This is a genomic window from Bacillus sp. CCNWLW194 (assembly GCF_037120585.1).
GTDB lineage: Bacteria > Bacillota > Bacilli > Bacillales > Bacillaceae_G > Bacillus_A > Bacillus_A basilensis.
In genome coordinates this window covers 1-21,919 of sequence record NZ_JBBBBL010000036.1, presented here as the reverse complement: position 1 = coordinate 21,919, position 21,919 = coordinate 1, and the positions used below count along the sequence as shown (strand labels likewise).

General features: G+C 32.6%; 14 protein-coding genes and 2 pseudogenes. 10 read left to right on the top strand and 6 right to left on the bottom strand.

Features of this window, described 5'->3' with window-relative positions:
- Window positions 1–354: 354 nt before the first annotated feature.
- Window positions 355–1,164 carry an alpha/beta fold hydrolase gene (locus V7S50_RS33470; protein ID WP_336376821.1) on the bottom strand — a complete coding sequence of 270 codons (810 nt, stop codon included), beginning with the start codon at window positions 1,162–1,164 and terminating at the stop codon, window positions 355–357.
- A gap of 136 nt (window positions 1,165–1,300) precedes the next feature.
- A pseudogene (locus V7S50_RS33465) lies at window positions 1,301–1,566 on the bottom strand (CD3324 family protein).
- Between the two features lie 101 nt (window positions 1,567–1,667).
- On the opposite strand from V7S50_RS33465, the gene V7S50_RS33460 reads away from it, so the two are divergent.
- Window positions 1,668–1,826, top strand: coding sequence for a hypothetical protein (locus tag V7S50_RS33460; RefSeq protein WP_180250212.1), 159 nt, complete (start codon window positions 1,668–1,670; stop codon window positions 1,824–1,826).
- A 148-nt stretch (window positions 1,827–1,974) separates the two neighbouring features.
- Here V7S50_RS33460 and V7S50_RS33455 read toward each other — a convergent pair whose 3' ends face one another.
- The 3 genes from V7S50_RS33455 to V7S50_RS33445 form a co-directional block, all read right to left on the bottom strand.
- Complete coding sequence (locus V7S50_RS33455) at window positions 1,975–2,565, bottom strand: hypothetical protein (RefSeq protein ID WP_309260367.1); 591 nt, start codon at window positions 2,563–2,565, stop codon at window positions 1,975–1,977.
- Between the two features lie 168 nt (window positions 2,566–2,733).
- Window positions 2,734–5,808: a type IV secretory system conjugative DNA transfer family protein gene (locus V7S50_RS33450; RefSeq protein WP_336376820.1), complete on the bottom strand. Its 3,075-nt coding sequence runs from the start codon at window positions 5,806–5,808 to the stop codon at window positions 2,734–2,736.
- Complete coding sequence (locus tag V7S50_RS33445; protein ID WP_336376819.1) at window positions 5,780–7,330, bottom strand: replication-relaxation family protein; 1,551 nt, start codon at window positions 7,328–7,330, stop codon at window positions 5,780–5,782. The genes V7S50_RS33450 and V7S50_RS33445 overlap by 29 nt, the downstream gene beginning before the upstream one ends.
- A 539-nt stretch (window positions 7,331–7,869) precedes the next feature.
- Between V7S50_RS33445 and V7S50_RS33440 the strand changes: the two genes are divergently transcribed.
- The 3 genes from V7S50_RS33440 to V7S50_RS33430 all read left to right on the top strand — a co-directional run bounded on the left by V7S50_RS33440 (window position 7,870) and on the right by V7S50_RS33430 (window position 11,015).
- Window positions 7,870–8,556, top strand: a complete 687-nt coding sequence (locus V7S50_RS33440; RefSeq protein WP_242253864.1) for a hypothetical protein — start codon at window positions 7,870–7,872, stop codon at window positions 8,554–8,556.
- A 576-nt stretch (window positions 8,557–9,132) separates the two neighbouring features.
- Window positions 9,133–9,567, top strand: a complete 435-nt coding sequence (locus V7S50_RS33435) for a hypothetical protein (RefSeq protein ID WP_001006720.1) — start codon at window positions 9,133–9,135, stop codon at window positions 9,565–9,567.
- Window positions 9,567–11,015, top strand: coding sequence for a cell division protein FtsZ (locus V7S50_RS33430; protein ID WP_336376818.1), 1,449 nt, complete (start codon window positions 9,567–9,569; stop codon window positions 11,013–11,015). Before V7S50_RS33435 ends, V7S50_RS33430 begins: the two co-directional genes overlap by 1 nt.
- Before the next feature lie 25 nt (window positions 11,016–11,040).
- Here the strand turns inward: V7S50_RS33430 and V7S50_RS33425 are convergent, their stop codons facing one another.
- A complete protein-coding gene (locus V7S50_RS33425) occupies window positions 11,041–11,790 on the bottom strand; it encodes a MerR family transcriptional regulator (protein WP_336376817.1) in 750 nt (249 codons plus the stop codon).
- A 2,956-nt stretch (window positions 11,791–14,746) separates the two neighbouring features.
- Here V7S50_RS33425 and V7S50_RS33420 point away from each other — a divergent pair.
- The 6 genes and pseudogenes from V7S50_RS33420 to V7S50_RS33395 form a co-directional block, all read left to right on the top strand.
- Window positions 14,747–16,060, top strand: coding sequence for a DNA primase (locus tag V7S50_RS33420; RefSeq protein ID WP_336376816.1), 1,314 nt, complete (start codon window positions 14,747–14,749; stop codon window positions 16,058–16,060).
- A 442-nt stretch (window positions 16,061–16,502) separates the two neighbouring features.
- Window positions 16,503–16,733 (top strand): hypothetical protein, encoded by a 231-nt coding sequence (locus tag V7S50_RS33415; RefSeq protein ID WP_000533697.1) that lies wholly within the window; start codon window positions 16,503–16,505, stop codon window positions 16,731–16,733.
- A gap of 22 nt (window positions 16,734–16,755) precedes the next feature.
- Complete coding sequence (locus tag V7S50_RS33410) at window positions 16,756–17,727, top strand: sigma-70 family RNA polymerase sigma factor (RefSeq protein ID WP_336376815.1); 972 nt, start codon at window positions 16,756–16,758, stop codon at window positions 17,725–17,727.
- Between the two features lie 312 nt (window positions 17,728–18,039).
- Window positions 18,040–19,533: a hypothetical protein gene (locus V7S50_RS33405; RefSeq protein WP_336376814.1), complete on the top strand. Its 1,494-nt coding sequence runs from the start codon at window positions 18,040–18,042 to the stop codon at window positions 19,531–19,533.
- A gap of 20 nt (window positions 19,534–19,553) precedes the next feature.
- Window positions 19,554–21,674, top strand: coding sequence for an adhesin (locus V7S50_RS33400; RefSeq protein WP_336376813.1), 2,121 nt, complete (start codon window positions 19,554–19,556; stop codon window positions 21,672–21,674).
- Between the two features lie 143 nt (window positions 21,675–21,817).
- Window positions 21,818–21,919 (top strand): annotated as a pseudogene (locus V7S50_RS33395) (IS200/IS605 family transposase); the annotation flags it as partial.

Genomic DNA, 21,919 nt, shown 5'->3' with positions numbered 1-21,919 from the left:
TATAAAAGATAATAAAAAACTATATGGAAAGACCGCATTTTGTATAAAAATATACCTTAAGTTGATGGATGTGGGGTAGCACCACATTGCCATCAACTTAAGAAATTAAATGTTCCCCAAAACGAAAAAAATGAATTAAATCCTCATGGACACCTATGAAAAGATGAAATTTTCGTTTTGGGGGCACTTCAAAATGTTAGCTTGATGGGCGTGTGGCGGGACCCCATATTCTGCTGATGCTTTGAAATAAATTTAGACATATAGACAAAATCCTAAATTACGAATTGTCTTGTAGCTCCATGAATATCTATTCGCGCTATTGTGTTTATACACTGCTCATTGATAGTTTCCCGATTAATTCTCAATAACATCGTGCAACCTCTCAGCAAACTCTTTATGATGCACTGTGTTATAGCCCACATGGTTTCCGGGAAACTCTGCGAATTCTGTTTCGAGGTGTTCTGCTAAGTTGACCGCGCAATGGTAAGGAAAAGATTCTCTTGAATTACTTCCGCCGGATGGAAGTACCTGTATCGATACAGGTTTTAATGGGGTCTTTAATGCATCGATGTTTAAAGTATAGCTGAGAATTCCAGGGATTTCATACTCAGTGAAATAAGTCGAATTAACAAGTAGTCGCTCTGTTAGCATATCCTTTGATGGTCCGGAATTACTTTCATCAATATTTGACAATAACTTCATGACTTCACTTTTATGAATTCTCTTAAGATCTTCCATGAAATTTATAGCCTGCTTCAACTCATTTTCAGGTAAAAGTTGTAATAAAATCGGTTCGTGTGGGATTAGTAACTGTACCTGCTCAGGATGGCATATGCACAGATCAAGTCCGATGACAGCACCAGAACTACTTCCGAATACATAAGCCGGTTCATTGGTCAGATTGGCTAGCAGCCGATGAGCGTCTTCGCTATGTGTGTGCACATGATAATCCTCAGTTCTATTGACGAGATTACTACGGGAATGACCACGACGATCGTAAGTAACAACGGTATACCATTTAGCAAGATGGTCGGCGATATTATGGAACTTGTCGGCATCACCACCCCCACCATGGATCAAAAGAAGAATTGGACCCGAGCCACGCACCTCATAATAGATGCTCGCTCCAAGTACTTGCAATGTTCCGTTTTTTACTATACTCATTTGTACATTCTTCCTTTCTTTTGTCATCTCCCTTAACATTACATGATTGGTGAATGATATAAAATGCAGGAAATAACTAAGAAACAAATTCACCATAAGAAAAAGTAATGAGCATCATTTCACCAGTACTTCCTTTTTATTCATTTAGAGTAGATAATTTTTTGATTGTTTCAATGGAGAGGTGATATTCATCAGCTATTTGATTAATCGTTCTACCGTTTAATAGAAGCATTTTATTTCATCGATTAGCTTTCTTGTTCCGGAACGTGTACCCTGTCTCTGATGAGAGGCTTTAGATTTAGGAATATATATTGTTTCTTCTTGAACATACTTCTGAATTTCTAATATCAGCTTTTTAGGTAAAATAGCCGTCGCTTTTAAATAGCTTTGCCTGCCCCATATCTGCCTGTATTAATCCATAAACGCGTTCGATTGCTCGGTGGATATCATGTGTACATTTGCACATAATAAGATTGTTAAACGTTAAAGTCAGGAGGGTTTGTATGCAACATAATAAAAAAGCTATAGAAAAGTCTAGTTCTATTATGAAACCAAATTTTGCAGAAACTGATGCTCAAAAAGTGAAACAAGAAATTCAAAATGATGTAAGAGAAGGACAAGGAGCAATGACTTCCCGAGAAGCAGGTGCAATGAGGGATTAAGAAACCACTCCTTACTGTTGTTATTTTATTTTTCTAGTGAAATTTTAACCAGTAAGGAGCCATTTAATAATCTGCTTTTGTTTCTTAAAAAGTCGTTTTACACTTTGAAATAACGTTATTTCATGTAAGTATCTCAATTAGAGATAATCTATATTCCCTTTGACTTTTCCAAAAGAAAGTTTAGATTGCCGTGATATAAACAATTCCAAAATTGTCTATTGTAGTCATCATTATTTATTAATATGTTAGTATCAAACTCCACTAATTTGTTCTTTAATTCATAAAAAGTGTTTATTAGATCATGACTTTTGTAGTGTTCTTGCTCTAATAGTTGAATCCAACATTTTTTAAAGTAATTGAAGCAGCAATACATTTTCTCTATAGAAGAATTAACAAAATATCTTTCTACTTTTTCCGTAATCTCATGTTCTAGCTCATATATTTCTCCTGTGGGTTGGTAGATAGTAAGTAGATTACCTGAGTCCATATTGCTCCCAATAACGAGGTATCGTTTAAACTTCTCTAAACTTGCTAAAAACGCTTCTGTATATTCTTTATCCAATATCGATAAAGAAAAATCATTTTGTTTTGTCCAATCCACTACATCTAAAAGAAAACCATTTGAATAGGTGTAAAATTCTACATTGAGACATTCGAATTCGTTTCCTTTAATTTGATGATTAAGTAAAAAGTGCATACTATCAATGGGCAAATTTAATTTAGCTATTTCCAATGTCATTCCTCCAACCCTTAATATTTAATCTATTTTCTCCTTCTACACAAACTCAATTAAATTTTAGCATAAAGAAATGATCTCCTTGGGGAAAGTTATATATGAAAAAAATAGGTATGAGTTTACGACCCACACCTTTTTACCAGTAGAAATATTCGTTATATGCTTAGTGTATCAATCACGATCAATGTCACCGTCGATATATTGACTGAGTTTATCCTTAATTGCCGCACTTTCTGGAGTTACTTCTGCTACTTTACGATTGTGAAGACGAGAGCCACCTTCCATTTCATCTAAAGGTAATGTGTTTTCATCATCTTGAGGAACAGTAGCAGCCATTTGTTGTAACCATTGCATTGTTAAGTTAGATGTTGTATTTTTACCATTGATTTCTGCAGTTCGCTGAATTTCCTGTTCCTGCTGATTATGGGTTACAGTCGATGTGTAAGCAGGCTCTCTATATTGTGGTGTATGCTTCGCCCTTGGCACTTCTATTGGAGTTTCAGTAATAACTGGTGCTTTGTTGTTAAGTTCAATAGGTTCTCTATGTTTACTTGTATCTGGTACATTTTCTTTTTGAACATCGATTACTTCATTAATTTTTGCGGGTTCTGTTGTAGTAGAAGTAGCAATTGATGCTGTAGCGTCCTCCTTTTCTAGCTTAGGAGCAGAATTTCTTGAGTAATCTTGCACAGACTGATTATTTGTTAACTCACCTTCACTGTCAATATCATCGTCATTATTATAAAAATCGTAAGTATCAGGATTTAACGTTTGTAACCAACCTTCTATTGCAGTAGGCGCTGTTTTAGGCGTACTCAAATCCTCAATTACAGTTTCTTCACTATCAACATCTGTATCTGTGACATAATCATCATATTTAATTTCCGCATTCAATGACTCTTCACGAATTTTTAGCCAATAAGCAGCTGCTTCTGCATCAACTTGAATCTTAGCTGTTTTAAACTCAGCGGCAGGAACGAAGTTAGCATTTACTTGTATTCCTCCTTGAGGAGCATTATCTTTTACAATTTTAGCAGCACACTGGAATGCTTTTTGAATTAAAATGTCATTTTCAGAAAGAATGGGTACCTCTGTTTTCGAATAAGAGTAGGATGTTCTACGAGTACTTTGTGTTTTTGTTTCTGCTGTTACCATATCAATTTCTTGATCACCTTCACGTGCCTCATAAATTGTTTTCGTACCCATTAGCTTACTAAATAATTTAGCGTCTTCATTTGTAACATCACCATAAACAAGTTTATTACGAAATGTACCTAACAGAATATCCATGAATCTTGGTCCATGTTCAATTGCTAATTGACTAATGGTTTGTGCAATAACAATTAAAGGTGCTTTATATTTACGTGATTGAGCAGGAAAACTTTTAAATGCTTTATAAATGTAATCCGCAAACTCATCGACTAAAACCGGATGATAAGGAGATACGTTAGGCTTACGACGGAAAACAGCGTTCTGTACGGCATATAAACACAACTTACCGAATGCATCAGATAAATCAGAAAGTTCTCCTTTCGCTGTATTTACTAACAGAATACCTCCAAATTCCAAATGCTTCTCAAAATCAAAATCCGATGGACCACATAAAACACGTCGGAGCAGAGGTTGAGCAGAAATATCATTTAATGTGTTTCGTAAACCGCGAACAAAGGTTTCTTGTTTATCAATTATCTTTGGTTGACCATAGTATTTCCCTTCAGTATGATAAACAACTTCCCCTCCCCCACGACCACCAGAAATTTCAGGAACATAATTTAAATCAAACCATTCATCTACCTGTTTCATTATGCGCCAATGGTTTCGTTCATCTCTATCTGGAATAGATTCAATATCATTTGGAAGTCGTTCTTTTAATTTGAGATGCATCTCAAAAACGAGATTAGCATCATTATACATATCAATTAAATGCTCAAATCTGGCTTCAAATTTAGAATCATGGAGTTTTAACAAATAAATATGTTGTTTAAGATGGGAACGCTCAGACTGAACGAAGAACGGATTTCCTGCTCCATTATCAGAGAGACCCGTTAATACTGAACATAACATCTCAGCAACTTTATCAACTGGACCACGTACAAAATTTATTGAAGGGGTATCAGGATTTGTTGGGTCTAAATAGAAAATAACACTTGCGGGAATTTTGTGTGCTAATACCAATTTATATACTTTTTCGCAGAAGTCATTAGATGGCTCGATAACTGTAAGACCATTAACCTGCGTTCCTTTTACATCCTCTGAATGATAATCTTTTCTTGCATATAAGGTTTTAAAGTTATTAATCATGGAAGCCATATAGTCAAGAATTTGATTGGCAATTGGCAAACCTAGTGCAGCTGATTTACCTGTACCAATGTTACCGATGATCATTATATTAAGCGTTAAAGACTTGCCCTGTATAACTGCCATTTCCCGTGTAGCACTGTTAGGACCAAGAAAGATATCGGGTTCTGGCAATTTTGATGGATTTTTTTCAGTGAAAAATCTGTGTAATGAAGTAGCAAGTTTTCGTTGACGATTATCATTCAAAAAGGAAAGCATCCAACCAGGTATTTTAAATACGTATTCCCATTTTCCGAATGCATCTAAAAGCTCTTTTTTATGTTCATAAAAAATCTTAAAGAGCCATAAGAGTACGAGAATAATAATAATTACAGGTATTGCAAATACAAGGTGCATGATATTACTAAAATTTGAAAGTATAGTATCCTCTAATCCTTTGTCATTTAGTGAAACTTCTCCAGCTTTCGAATTTAAGAATGGAATAAATATTTTAGCTAATGGAACACTAAACGCCCATAAGTACTGGGCAACTATACCAATTAACATCATCGAGAAAATAAACCATCTACGCTTTATCTCCTGATAGGTCTTAACCTTGGTTGATAGTTGCCAAGTATAAATTAAAATCCAAAAGCTAAAAAAGGTTTCAATGTAATAATTAGTTTCAAACGGATTACCGAAGATACTTAAAGTAGGCAATGGAGCGCCCATTTGTATTGACCAGAAAGAAGCGTATTTATATATTCCTCTAAAAGCAAAATACCAAGCTAGCAGAAGTAGTAATGTTACAACATAGTAAGATGAGCGGGCTGCTAAACGATATTTCCAGCTTTTTGTAATGTCGATTGTAACTGTATAGGAATTTTTCTTGCTCTTTCCGGATTTTGGATCCTCCCCATTACCTGGTGCATTATTGAGTTCAGCATTCTTTTGAACTGCATTCTCCAAATTCTTGTTTCACCCTCTCTTTTAACGAATAAAAAGCAGCGGTGAAATTAAGCAATTCAGCAGAAGTAGCCAATAATATATTCTCTGGTGCTATGGAATTGTGATACAAATCAGTAAAAATGGCTTGCTGCCCATGCTCTAATTCATCCGCTTCATATATCCCCAAAATCTTTATTGGGTTTAGTGTTCGGTGTTGATTTTGCATGGCCAACAATCCTGATAATTGCTGTAATTTAAAGTGTGTGTTAACCTCCCCTACCTTAAGTATTGTTAATATACATAATATTTCTAAGTAATCTAAAGATTTTTTTTCTTCATCAGGTGCTTTTTTTCGTAATACCAAAATGTCATCTGTTAGCTCAAGTAGTTTAAAATGCTGAATCCCTTTCGCTTGAATTTCATTTTTATTAGAAATCCACTTTACCGAATAAGGGAAAGAAGAATTTATGTTTAAACGTTCAGCGATTTTGTTGAGCAAATGACTTTTGTTTAAACTATTAATTTCGCGAATTTCATGAAGAATATTATTTATTACAAGTGCAGATCCACCCATATTGCTTACGTAAACATTTAGGTTATTCACTACACTTAAACGTGGTATATTGCTGAAAGCCTTTTTTAAATTTGTTACACGTGTAGTTCTTTTTTTGTAAGTAGAAATTGTGTGATAGGAATCATCGATTACTGAAAATAATACGTAAAACTGTTTAGACGGATTGGAAGCAGCGATATCAAGATATTTTTTTAGTTTGTTTTCTAGAAATGGAATGTTTTCTGTTCCTGTATCAACTTCAATATTGATAATAGAATCGTTACATGTAAGAACCCAATCAGGAATGATTAATGGGTTTCCCTTTGAATCTAGGTAAAACTCTTTAGATGGACGAAATGAATAAACGAGTTGAGGTAAATCTGGTTGGAAGGAAACGGGTTGAAGTTCTGGCTGAAACATTTCGCGATACTCTTCATCTTCGTATAAGAAGTAAACATCATTTGAATCGGAATACATTAGGTTAGGTAAATGTAAGTTTTGCTTCACAATTGAGTTTAATGGAAAAAGATAATCTCCCTTACCACCTACAATTGCACCAGTATGTTCATTTTGGGATTCTGCTTCAAGTAAATTTAATACAAATTGTGTAATAGCTATATTGTGTTCATACTGCCTTTTGGTAACAAATGAGGTACTACAATTAGAAATTAATTTCAATCGGTATAATATTTCAACCCCTTTTGCAGAGATAGAAACAAAATCCAATGTAAATCCACGCTTTTTTCTCACACTGATGTTTTCTTTTTTTATTAATTTCATTTTATCCCACTTGGTTAGCTTTGATGAAAATGTAGTTCGGCTTATAGGTTCCCCACTTATCAATTCATAAAATTTACGTAATTGAATTTGAGATACTGTTCGTTGTTCATATAAAAATAAGACTGTAAAAATGTCAGAACGATTAAAATAAACTCCACGATCATTCTCTCCGACGATATATTTAACGGCATGATCAAATGATTTTTTCAATTTTAAACACTCCCTTGATATGGAAATAATATACGGAAACTTGCATAAAATCGGGTGCAATTGTCATGAAGTGAAAGTAATTAATGTTGGATAAATTAAGCAGTTCAGTACATAAAAATGATTAGTGTATATTTTAACTGAAATTTGCAAAAAAGTAATCCGTTATCCCCTATGAACTCTCGGTTTAAAAACAAATATTACTTCTGCAGGTGTGGGTAATTAAATTCAATGATATCAAGTGGAAAATTACTATTAGGGTTCGTCATTTGTACTTCGACATAGATAAAAGAACATATGACGAACACTAATGATGAAAAAAAGGGTTCGTCATATGTATCTCGTCATATATGTGTAGAGTATCAAAAATAGTTAAAATGTACAGTGAATATACTTTTGCATAGATGAAATTAAGTATTAAACAGAATTGTATTTAATTCTGTAGAGGTATCCGTTTGTCAGAAGGAAAAATTACATCATAAAAGAAATAAGTAAATAAACATAATAAAGTAAATGAAAATTGTGTATATTTCATATTTTGCATGTTACAATCTGATTTAAGGGGTGAAAAAATGCGGAATTTGAACACAGAATATGGGCTAATAAAAGCAATTATACAAAGTGAATTTGAAACAGACGTTCTTTATAACAAGGTAACTAACACATTAAATAACGAATATGAGATAATTCCATTACAGTTTGCTGCTCTAGATCCTTATAAAATCTACAATACTTCACAAGTTAGTAGAATATTGAGACTGAAACCTAATAAATTAAGGTATTTAATTAACAGATACGGTGAATACATCCAGTTAATAAAAAAAGGAACTAAATATGTTATTTCATTTAAAGCTGTATACAAGATTTATTTAGTACATCTATGTTTAACAAAGAAATTAATTAGTTTATCTGAGTTTAATCGCTTTATGGCTTTACATGTGAGTTATAGTGATTATATTGATATGAAATTGACAAGTTATACTGACAAGTTTGTAGAACTTAATTTCAGAGAAAAACAAATGAATGAAAATGAATCACAATTTTATGTGTTATTTCTGCAAATCTCAGAAATAACTACGGAATTAATAAAAGAAATAACGAAATATAACATGACATTGACATCCCCTTTCCTTTCTGTAGACAACCAACAGAAAAATGAGTTATTAAAAAAGAAGCAGGATCATAAAAATCTGTTTAATAAACTAAGTGTTTTATATAAAACTATATAGTTAAAAGAGTAATACTTAAGAAGTATTACTCTTTTTTTATAGGGTTATATACACGGTTTATTTATAAGTCTTTCATATAAGACCTTTAAATAGGACGTGTAATAATTCATGGTAATATTCTATTGATATGAAATTGATATAAAAACATATAAAACCTTTAATAATAAGTATTTGTTTATACGTCTTATATATAGTTCGTATATATAAGACGTATAAATCAAATGACCATGATAGCAGTACATTATTTTAGGAGCGTTATATATTGGAATTATAATTCTAGATAAAAATATACATAAATACTGCACTCATATTTATTTTTTAATAGTTATTGTTAGTTATATGAAACCTGATATTAACATGTTTTATTTACTGCTTATATGAACGACTTTCATGTACGTCTTATATATTTGACGTTGATATATAGGACATTGTTTCGATTTTACATTTGTAAATATTATATAAGTCTTGTATATAACAACTTAATATAAGACTTATATATAATGACTTGATATACGTCTTACAATGATGTAATATGTTTTTAGGAATAATTAACCAACGTTTTAAGGGGGGGACAACTTGAACGAGGTATTAAGTGAAAAATATAAACAAAACAAATTCACTGAAGAAGTTGTGGAAATGTTTGCAGATATTATTGAAGAAGACGAAATACTCTACAATGTATTTCATTACATAGGATCTCAAGTAAACAAACAATACCAAGAGACAAAGTATATGAGAGGAATCTCAATAAATGAAATAGTAGAAAGTGTTGTTATTGATAGGAGAGTAAAGAAACCTAAGGGTAAATCCTATTCATTAGAACTTGAAAGAACTAACATTTCAAGAAGATCGGCAGAAGGTAGTGTTGCTACTTTAGCTTCAATGTCATTAATAACAGAAAAAATTATGCATCCGTATAAGTTTTTAATTTCAACTATTAGGGGACAACAAGTATTAGTTGAATTAGGAAAACGTAAAAAAAGTAATGAGAATAAGGGAGAGATAAAATAATGGCAAAAAACTTTCTGAAAAACGAAGTAGCTGTGAAAATGACTATGGTTGGTTTTGGTCAAGCTGGAACTAGAATGGTAGATAAGTTTGCTGAGTATAAGCATACAGACGGTACAGCAGTTTATAATTGCCTAGCATTGAATAGTAATGATGGGGATTTAGCAGAACTGAAAAACGTGCCAAAAAGTAACCAAGTTTCACTAAAATTAGGTGGTTTGGGTAAGAATCCTGAGCGTGCTGTAAAGGTGTTAGAATCTAATGAAGAAGCTAAGGAAAAACTAAAAGAATTTATAACGGAACGTGTTAGACCAACTGATGAGTTAGTGCTATTTTTTGCAGGTTTAGGTGGTGGTACAGGTACATCTACAATTATTCAAGCAATTGAAGAATTCTCTGCTTTTCATAATAAACCTGTAATTGCTGAAGAACTTAAAAGTATGGCAATGAAAATTCCTAGAGAAGAATTAATCAAAAATCAACAAAAGTATGCAAGAATTGCTTTCAATAATGCAATTGAACGTAAAGATTTTATTAAAATGGGTATTGTGGTTACACTTCCAGTTAGAGCAGATGGGCCGGATGTACTAAGACAGGTGAATAAATTTTCACAAGAAATTTGGAAGTTAGCTAATGATCCAGCGAAAGGCGTTGCATTTGTTGTATTTGCAGATAACCAACACTTCTATGATGAGTTTAAGGGATTAAACGAAAATGAGAAAAAAGGCATTGGAAACTCACGAGACTATGCAAACCAACGCATTGGAGATATTATTCATGAGTTAAATACAGCTGCAAATGGTTCAGGAACATCAGTAATTCTAGATTCTCAGGACTTTAAACGAATTTTACTAGAAAGAACAGGCTGTTTAGTAATTAATAAGGTTTCACGTAATATGAATCAAATTGAAAACAGTGAAGAAATTGTAGATATGTTCTCAGAATCATTGAAAGGAAGCTCATTCCATCACCCTATTGACCTGATGAAGACAAATGAAAATGGAGATTTAGAGGCATCGAAGGTACATCATTTTGGTATGTTAGCAATTTTAGATGAACAGAAGAACATTGATGATTCATTTATGGATGATGCAAAAGTAGAAGTGACAAATAAACTACCAATCAATGGAACTGTTTTTAATGGTTATTTAGTGAGTAAAAATGACTTTATGGGCAGCGTGTATACTTTCTATAAGACAGATGCACTACCATCACGTTTATCTAAAGGATTAGTTGAAGAATATAACGAATTTAAGGAAAAACAGAGTCAAATTCAATATACAAAGTCACAAATTAATACTATTGAAGCGCAAGACTCGGACGATGATTTCAATATTAACTTTGGTGATTACTTTGAATTAGAACCAGTTAAAGATGAAGAACCACAAACGCAAAATGATGAAGAATTAGCGGCATTTATGGATCCCGATAAGATGTTCGGAACAAAATAAAAAATAAGCCTGGAATTTTCCAGGCTTATTTTTCTGTTTTCATTACATTTTTCATGTATTCAATCATGTTCTCATCAATATAGTTTTCTATGAAAAGTTGTTTTCGCGCAAGATCTTCCTCTTTTTTAAACCAACCAACTTTTTTAATACGAGTTTCTTCTGGTTGTGAACTCCACTCTCTTTCACCTTGTTTTCTTAACTCTGTACGCGCTCTATGTTGAATTATTATATTATCTAGTCTTTCTTGTCTTTGGCGCTCTTTTAACATTTCAGGGTCTTCTGGTTCAGGGAGCACTGCACGTATAGCATCTTCAAACTTTCCTTGATACTCTAATTCAATGTTTTGTAAATGCATTTGAATCTTTTGCTCTACTATTTTTTCAATAGTCGCTGCAGCTTCCTGCATGTTTAATTGGGTTGAGACTTCACTGGTTTGATTTTCTGGAGAAACTGGTCTTAGTTCAAATTGATGTGGTAAAAGCTCAATAATTGCATCTAGCGACCACTTTTCATCCCTTTTTAGCTTGATAAATAACGCTATGTCTAAATCCAGTGTGTTATATAGCTTTTCATTTGTATTATTGGTTCTTAATGTTCCGTGTAATCCCTTTTCCTCTAGGATATTGAACCAATTGTATACAGTGTTATGATGTCGGCCTACTAGTTTTGAAAACTCTGTTATTCGCCAAGCTTTTTCAAAAGTATCTTCATGACTAGAGTTTGTATTATTGGACTCCATATGTTCAGTTGTATTTTTGTTATCTTGTTCAATCATCGTTGTACCTCCTTGAAATATAATGGCCATAGCAAAATGGAATTAACATATAAAGCGAGATTGACATGTTAAGTGTCTTTCGACGATATAAACCTCAATACCTTTATCGATTGACATTCACATGAAATATGTCATTGATATATAAAGTACCACTTGTTAACATGAAGTTGATAAATAAGGGTTTGGAATTAACTATTGCTAATGTCCAGTTAATAATCCGTTAGTTATTAATGATTATTGTTGCTATGAAATTAACAAATTAGTCTACAATATATTAATGATAAGAAAATATTAGTGATTTGTAAATAAATTATAAGGATATAGCATTAAACTTAAAGACTTAAAAACTAAAAAGTATGTATAAATCTAAAGCGAAAAGCCCATACTAATAGTAAATAAAGGCCTATATTTATTGTAATTTATGATACTCGGTAGTAGAAAATCAAGAACGGTATAGTTAATTGGTTTCAGTAAGTCTTTAGAATGCACGTGAAGGCTATTATAGGTTATTTAAGTACTTTTTATGCGGTTTAGTATAAACTCACTTTTTCTAGGGGGTATCACCCCTTACAAGTGATCTCTATATAATCAAAATTGATTTATTGTTTTTGGTTACTATCAAAATACTTTCAAGAATGATATCTTCTCCGATTTATCCAGTGAATTTTTCTATAGAAAAAAGCCTTTTAATAGATGTAGAATCTAAAATTCTATTTGTATGTATATTTTCAACTTTAGAATCAATAATTGTTAATGTCATGTCAATACGTATGGGTGATAGTTGATATGACACTACTTTTAATGGATAACTAGCCCTATTAACATGTCAATCTCAGGTTACATATCAATTACAAATAAAGAGAAAGCCGTTAATTTTATTGTGTTACTAATAAGAAACTAAAAATTGTATGGAGTTCTTGATAGTTTTTAGCTACAATTATAGTTCTTTTATGATGTTTTCTTTTTTGATTTTTCAATAGAAACCTGTTGTGGTAGATAATTTTTTAACCAATGCAGATTTCGAAGACCCAAGATCTGCATCTATGCGTATTACAACTACATAATTGTTAATATTATATCGATGTTTAATGCAAATTGTTGATATGACATTAACAATATAGACAGCATTTCTCTCTACGTATCGCCTTTAGACTATATATCAATGATAAACAAAGGCTAAAAAGCACTGAATTACTGTCGTCATTTATTATTGCGATTAAATTTTAACTATGTTTTGATAGTGTGAAAACATCTTTTAGGATAGATCATCACTAGATTTGCTTCGAGCAAACCTCCACAGAAGAAAATTTTCACCAATATAGATTTTGAAATCTCGAAATCTATAAACACTTTTACTTTTTGGTACCTTATTGTCAATGTCATATCGATATCAATATCAATTAGAATAATATCAATAACAAAAGAAAATGAGTACTTAACATGTTAATCTCAGGTTATATATCAATGATAAATAAAAAGAAAACTGTTAATTTTTTGATGTCACTAATAAGAAACCATCAATTGTATGGATTTCTTGTTAGCTTCTAACCACAATTATAGTTCTTTTAAAGTGTTTTTGGTTTTTCGATAGATATCTGTTGTGGTAGATAAATTTATAACTAATACAGATTTCGAAGACCCAAGATTTGTATTTATGCGTATTTTAACTACTTAATTGTTAATGTCATATTAATGTTAAATACAAATTGTTGATATGAGATTAACAATATAGATAGTATTCCTTTCTATGTGTTGTTTTTAGACTATATGTCAATGATAAATAAAGGGTAAAATGCTGTCATCATTTATTATCCTGATTAAATTTTTAACTATGTTTTAATGGTGTCGAGACATTTTCTAAGATAGATTGTCGCTAGATTCACTTCGAGAAAATTGCCGCAGGAGAAAAAAACAACCGATATAGATTTTGAAATCTTGAAAGCTATAAACGATTCTTCTTTTTTGAAACCTTATTGTTAATGTTATATCAACCTTATCCAAAATGATATTGATAACAAAAGAAAACAATCACTTAATATGTTAATCTCAGCTAACATGTTAATAACAAATGAGAGATTGAAAACCAGTTATCTTTTCATCGGTATCAACATGAGATTAATAGTTTCATGGTGTTTCTTTTTTATGTCTTACTAGCATTGAAACATTTTCAAAGGTAGTTTATTAATTTACTTATTTCCGTACAATCTGTTGGAATGGACTAATGTTCAACTAATATAGATCTTGAAGTTTAGATAGGTACAAACGTTTTTGATAAGTAGCTGCTTGTTAATGTTATGTTGATGTTAACCAGTGGATACTAGTGATAAAGTTTGCGCGCTTCTTTTGACATGTTAATCTCAGTTGATATGTCAATGTCAAATGCGGGTGAGATATGTTGATTTTTTGTTGGTATCAACATGAGATTGATAATTATATGACTGTTTTATAGTCCTTATTCTAAAGTGTTTTTGAGTAGGATTAATTAATTTTGGACAAAATATAATGTTATGATGATTGTTTACAAAAAATATATTATGGTCAACAAGAATGCGCTTAATAGCGCGATTAATTGGTTAGTAGAGAGTATACTGTACCAAAAAAAGTTAGCAGAAAAACATTAGTGGACGGTTAATAAGGGGGACCCTTATAGCTTAGTAAATATAGATTGCTAAAATAGTATCTAATTTCGAAGAAGTTCTCGCTTCAAAAGGTCCAAAAGGGGTTAAGCAGTGAGATGCCCATGTATAATTATAGTGTGGAGTTTAATAATATTATAAGATCATTTGATTAAATAAAGAATTTTTAGTATATTCTTATTATAACTTGTTAATTTTTTTATTTTCTAGTGATTACATAAAGCCCTTCGGGTTACGGATTAAATTACACGTTTGTGTGGTATTTAACCTCCGTATTCCAAAGGGCTTTTTTATTTGATCAAGGGAAAAGGAGATATGTGATGTCAATTGAAAAGTTAGCAGCAAGTAGAATATTAAGGCCAGTGAGAAGCATGAATAAGGGGAGTAATGAGAGATGGTTTGAATATTATAGAACAACGTGCCCTATATGTGGTAAGCAAGGATGGTGCATGGTTAATGATTCTGAAACTAAAATAATATGTGGACGAATTTCATCAGAAACAGTATTCGGGGAAGCAGGCTATTTACATATAATAGCTGAAAATCAAAAAAGGGGATATGACTTTTCTCAAGATCAGATGATTAAGGAACATAGGAAGAAAAGTGATTACAACCTTGATGTTATTTACACTTTATTTCTAGAATTTTTAGACGTGCGGGATGAACATATTAAAATGTTAATGGGATCAAAACGTAGGATTACAAGAGAGGTGATAAATGTTAGAAATTACAAAAGTTTTCCTATTAAACCTTGGGATACTACGAAAGAGCTAATAAAAAAAGTAGGAGGGAAAACAAGCTATATTGTTGGAATCCCAGGATTTTATGAAAAAGAAACGAAGGGGGGAAGATATTTCACGTTTGCAGGAAGGAGAGATTCTTTATTAATACCGCAGAGAAATATATATAATCAGATATGCGGTTTTCAATGTAGAATTGATGATCCTGAATGTATGACAGTTGTAAAAAATCATAAACCAAGCTTTAAGGCAGAAGTTATTGAGCAACCCAATACTATAGAAGTGACCTATAAAATCAATGGGAAGATAGAGTCTGTATTTAAAGGTAAAGTCGATTTTAAAGAATGGTATGAAATTAATTATGAGGGTGAAAAATTAGGTGAAGTACAATTAAAGTTAGAAAGTAAATATTTTTGGGTTAGCTCAGGTGGGAGATTTCATGGAACAGGAGCAGGGAACCCATTGCCAATACATGTAGCAGTACCTAGTCGGGAGCTGAAAAACTGGGAACGTGGAGAATTAATACAAAAGGATAATGTATGGATTTCAGAAGGCGCTCTAAAGTCTGATATTGCTGCAGAAAATTTAGACGAGCTTCTAACAAATGAGGAAAAAGTATTGTATGGTACCACAGTTGTATCAATACCAGGGGTTAAAGTATGGAGAATATTAATTGAACCATTGAAAAAAATGGGAGTTAGACAGGCGACGTTCGCTTTAGATATGGATATGATTACAAATTCAGATGTTCAGCGGTCGTTATTAGAATGTGCGCAAACGTTGTATCAAGAAGGGATAAGTATTAATTATGCAAGTTGGGATATTACTCTTGGAAAGGGACTAGATGATTTACTGTTAAACGATTATATTCCAGCAATAGAGAAAGTGAGATAAACGCTATTTTAATTGAAATAAATTAAGATATATATATATTAATAAGGGGTAGAAATGATTAAGTACTTTTCTATACTATAACTAGAATGAGTGGGTTTTATAAAATCGAGGGATGTATTGTATAGAAAAATACAATACATCCATTGTTTTATACGTGTTCTTGATAGTCATCAGGGTTTAAATTGTATATATAAACCTTGATGATTATCAAGATTTATATAAATATAATTAGTTTAATCATAAGTAAATGATGGATATTTTAATATCTCGGCATTTTTTGAAATTTTTAGAATAATTTGTTTTACATTTTGTTATAATCCTATATCATATACATACAGGAGAAATTTGGAAGAGTTTTGAAGGCGAAGTTTCGTATCTATGTAATACCGATAGTAGTTTTTAATTACTAAATAATACTATTCATGTATACGAGGTGAAACAAATGGGGAGACGAGTAAGCGAGAAGAAAACAAAAGAGCAGTTTTTATATGAAAGAAGAAGACAATTAGAAATAATGGAAGGTATTAGTAGCATCTGCAAAGGATGCGATATTTATATAGAATTGAGAAAAACGAAAGCACATAAAGAAGTTGCCAATACATGCGCAAGGAATTGTAAGTTGATTAGTAACGTACAAAAGGAGACAAAAATGTTTTTAGAAACAATTCGTTAAAAATGAGAAGGGAGGAATAGGTATGAATGAATCATATAGCAGCTTGAATCGCGATGAGTCATTAAATAAAACTATAACACAAGGTTCTACTGCAAGAAGTATTAAGCCAATGGCAAATCTAGAAGAGAACACTTTTGAAATTAAGGAAATTGGGAAATATAAGGTACTATCAAAACAAGAAAGTTTAAAATTATTTCAGCGGTACAAACATGGTGAAAAGGATCTACGTGATTATTTGTTTCATGTGAATGTAGGACTAGTATTATCTATTGCAAGAAAGTACAAAAACAAGCACCCTGATATAGAGTTTGATGATCTGATTCAAGAGGGTAATGAAGGAATGTTACGGGCAATGGAAGATTTTAATCCGGCTTTAGGTTATTGCTTTTCCACGTATGCTTTTTGGTGGATACAAAAAAGTATGTTAGGAATAATATGTAAAAAAAAGTCTGGACCTTTTAAAATCCCTAATTATGTGAATCAATTCAATTTAAGATATGTCGAGTTAGAAGATAAATATCTACAAATGTACAACAGACCCCCTTCAGTGGAAGAAGTAGTAAAAGAGTTAAATGTAACTAGCGAAACAGTCATTAAGCACAACGTATATTATAAGCGGGCTACTACTATGACTTTGGATGTAGATACAATAAATGAAGATATAGGTATACTAAATCCATTCTATGATGATAGTTCAGCAATTCCGTCAACAAATGAAATGGTAATTGAGGACTTAAATTACGAGATATGGTTAATATTTGATGAAGTATTAAACCCAAAGCAAAAGATGGTACTAAATCTATGTTTTGGTCTTCTAGATGGTAAAGTATATTTGCATAAAGAAATTGCAAAAGCACTTATGATAACAACTGAAAGAGTGTCACAAATAAAGGATGAAGCAATTAAAAAATTGAAGAAATGTGACTATAAAGAAGAAATTTTTAATCTATTACATGAAAAGTTGAAAGTAATGGATGAACTTAATATGGTGTGAAAATATATTTTTGTATTTATCAGAATATACAGTATAACGAGCGTGTTGTATCCTTTTCTGTCTGAAAATTTTAAAAAAGGGGTGTGTTAAGGGGATAACATGTACTAAAAACTCAATAGATGTAAAATAAAAAGAAGGATAAATGGGTGCTACCTGTTTATCCTTTTTTATTTATCATGCTTAAAAAAATAATATTATCTTTATTTTTCCTTAGTTTTTCTATAGAAATATCTCATGATTAATTATGAAGGATAAATAATTTAATTACTCTCATTTATGAGGTACCAATAGAAAGGAGGCCATTGTTGTTATATGCATAATAATAGAAAAAGAAACGTAATTAAAGAAAGGATTAGACAAGAAAAAGAACGACGTGAGCGATTACTAGCAGAGGAAGAAGAACAATATGAGGATGTCTATAAAGATACAATAAGTGAGCAAATACCACAAGAGCATTCAGAACAACCGCGGAACCAACGTGAAGAAAGTGTAAATGTAAATTCACCTAAAAATGAATCTTCAAATAGTAACCCAGCTCTTGATTGGATCACTACAATTCAAAAACAGGCAGGCACTTCTGAAAATGATTTAAAAATAGAAGAAGCAAGGGAACGTGAAGAAGTAGAAGCACGTAGAAAGGCAGAAGAAGAAGCAAGAAAACGAGCAGAAGCGGAAGCACGTAGAAAGGCAGAAGAAGAAGCAAAAAAACGAGCAGAAGCGGAAGCGCGTAGAAGGGCAGAAGAAGAAGCAAGAAACCAGGCAGAAACGGAAGCGCGTAGAAAAGCAGAGGAAGAAGCAAGAAACCAGGCAGAAGCGGAAGCGCGTAGAAAAGCAGAGGAAGAAGCGAGAAACCAGGCAGAAGCGGAAGCGCGTAGAAAAGCAGAGGAAGAAGCAAGAAAACGAGCAGAAGCAGAAGCGCATAGAAGGGCCGAAGAAGAAGCAAGAAAAGAGGTAGAAGCTCGACGGAAGGAAGAAGAGAGAAAACTTGAAGAAGTAAGAAAAAGAAGATTAGAGGAAGAAAAGAAAATAAAAGAAGCACAACAGAGACAAAAAATAGTAGTAGCTAAAAATGAACCAGAAAGTGATGAAATTAATTTAAATAAGGAAAGAGATCTACCAAATGAAACTAAATTTGAACAAGAAGAGAAAGTAGTAATCGATAAAAAAGGAATCTTAAATAATATGAAAAAATATAAGTACGCTATTATAGGAGTCGCATCGATTGTTTTATTAGTAGTAGCAGGTTTTGCCTTTAGTAATTTGAAGAATTCACAGGCTGCATCTGCAAATAATGTAAATAGTCTTGAAGTTAATGCGAATTTAATAAATGGATTAAGGTTATCTGCAGTTCAAAAATATCAAGATGCTGCCTTGGAATTTGATAAAGTTGATTATAAAAAATTAGGAAAAGAAGATAAAAAGGCAGTTTTATTTACTTATCTTTTAAGCGGTAAAGCACAAAAGGCTATTGACTTAGAGCAAGATTTTGCAGAATCAGTAGTTTCATATTATATAGCTGTTGATAACTTGAAAAAGGTAAAAGAACTTAAAACTAAAAATTCACTAATTAATTTTGAAATTGCTGCGTTAGATAACAAACATGAAGAAGTTATCAAGTTAAGAGATCAAGTGCCACTAGATGGTAGAAGAGAAGGAATTATTGTTAATAGTTATTTGAAATTAAATAAATCTGAGGAAGCTAAAAAGTTTGCTCAAAAGGTTGGAAATAAAGATTTACTTGAAAAAATTAATAATTTTGTACCCAATAGTTCTGCTACATCTGTAGCAACTATAAGTGCAGGTTAAGTAATGGGGAGGAATTGATTGTGCCTTTAGATTATTCGGAAATTTTCAAGAGAGTTTTACTTGCAACTACTGCTACTACCCTAAGTGTGGGGGTAGTTTCAGGCTGCTCGTTATTTTCTTCGGAAAAAAAGAGCACTAAAACAGCATCAGTGTCTAAAAAGAAAAAAGATACTGAAAAAGAAAAGAAGAAAGATGAGAAAAAAGATGAAAGTAAGAATGAAACGACTGAAAATTTAAATACTAACGATTTTGATGAAATCATTGATAATGCAAAGCGTAGCTCAGATCAAAATTTAGCCGGAATTATTGAAAATAACAAAACCAAAAAGAAATATGATGATTTATCTGATTCAATTGCGACCGCAGCTATAAATTCAGATAGAAATCTAGCATCAGTTATTGACGGTGATAAATCAAATAATCGTTTTTCAGATTTAAATACTTCAATAGCATCGGCAACAAACAATCCTTCTGTCTCGGATAATAAGGATAGTAAGAACTTTGTATTTGGTGGCGATTTAAACATTAATGATGGAGTTGCTATTGCAGATAACTCAATACCTCCAATTAATATTGATAAAAAACCACCAACTTCTGGTGATACAAGTGGCGGGGAAGTGAAACCGCCAACTGGTGGTGAAGGTAATAATGGAGGCGGTACAAAACCACCAACAGGCGGAGATGGTAACGATGGTGGAGGCGGTACAAAACCACCGACAGGCGGAGATGGTAATGATGGTGGTACAACAAAACCAGAAAAGGATACAGTGTCACCAGTAATTACAGCAAAGCAAGGTGTAACTGTACATGTAGGAGATAGTTTAAATGCAAGTGATTTAGTAGAAGTAAAAGATAATAAAGATCCAAACCCAGTAGTAACAGTAGGAGCGTACGATACAAGTAAGGCAGGGGAAATTCAAGTAACAGTAACGGCAACAGATGCATCAGGAAATAGCTCAAGTACAACAGTAACTGTCAACGTAGTCGAAAAAGAAGAAGAAAGAGATACAGAAGCGCCAGTAATTACAGCGAAGCAAGGTGTAACCGTACATGTAGGAGATAGCTTAAATGCAGGTGATTTAGTAGAGGTAAAAGATAATAAAGACCCAAATCCAGTAGTGACAGTAGGTGCATATGATACAAGCAAGGCAGGAGAAATTCAAGTAACAGTAACGGCGACAGATGCATCAGGAAATAGCTCAAGTACAACAGTAACTGTCACCGTAGTCGAGAAAGAAGAGGAGAAAGATACAGAAGCACCAGTAATTACAGTAAAAGAAGGTGTAACTGTACATGTAGGAGATAGCTTAAATGCAGGTGATTTAGTAGAAGTAAAAGATAATAAAGATCCAAACCCAGTAGTAACAGTGGGAGCGTATGATACAAGTAAGCCGGGTATAATATCAGTTCAAGTAACAGCAACTGATAATGTGGGTAACAGCTCAACTGCAACGGTAACTGTCACCGTAGTCGAGAAAGAAGAGGAGAAAGATACAGAAGCACCAGTAATTACAGTAAAACAAGGTGTAACCGTACATGTAGGAGATAGCTTAAATGCAGGTGATTTAGTAGAAGTAAAAGATAATAAAGATCCAAACCCAGTAGTAACAGTTGGAGTGTATGATACAAGTAAACCAGGTACAATATCAGTTCAAGTAACGGCAACTGATAAGGCGGGTAACAGCTCAACTGCAACGGTAACAGTAAAAGTAGTGGAAAAGGAAGAAGAGAAGGATACGGAAGCACCAGTGATAACACCAAAACAAGGTGTAACCGTACATGTAGGGGATAAATTGAGTCCAGGAAGTTTAGTGAGTGTAAAAGATAATAAAGATTCAAATCCAGTAGTAACAGTGGGAGCGTATGATACAAGTAAGCCAGGTACAATATCAGTTCAAGTAACGGCAACTGATAAGGCAGGAAACAGCTCAACTGAAACAGTGAATGTGGTAGTTCTTGAGAAAGAAAAACCAGAACAGAAGCCAGAACAGAAACCAGAACAGAAGCCAGAACAGAAACCAGAACAGAAGCCAGAGCAGAAACCAGAACAAAAGCCAAAACAGAAAAATGCAGGAACAACTTCTAAAGAGCAGGATAATGGATTACAGCCCTTCCCGAACGAGAAAGCCCCTCGCGTTTAGGCAGGGGATGAAAGGGAGGTTGGATAAGGAGTGCTACTAAAAACCGCAAGGTTTGTGGCACTCTAAGTATCCAAAATGTTGGTATCTTTTATTTTTTTCTCTTTCGTGTTGCAGTTTTATATTCCAACTGATACAATGCGAACATGATGAATGATTATAGAAGAACCAAAACAACCGTGTCATTAATTAACTATCATTTTGTGTTTTGCCCACGATACAGAAGAAAGATTTTTCTTAATACAAAA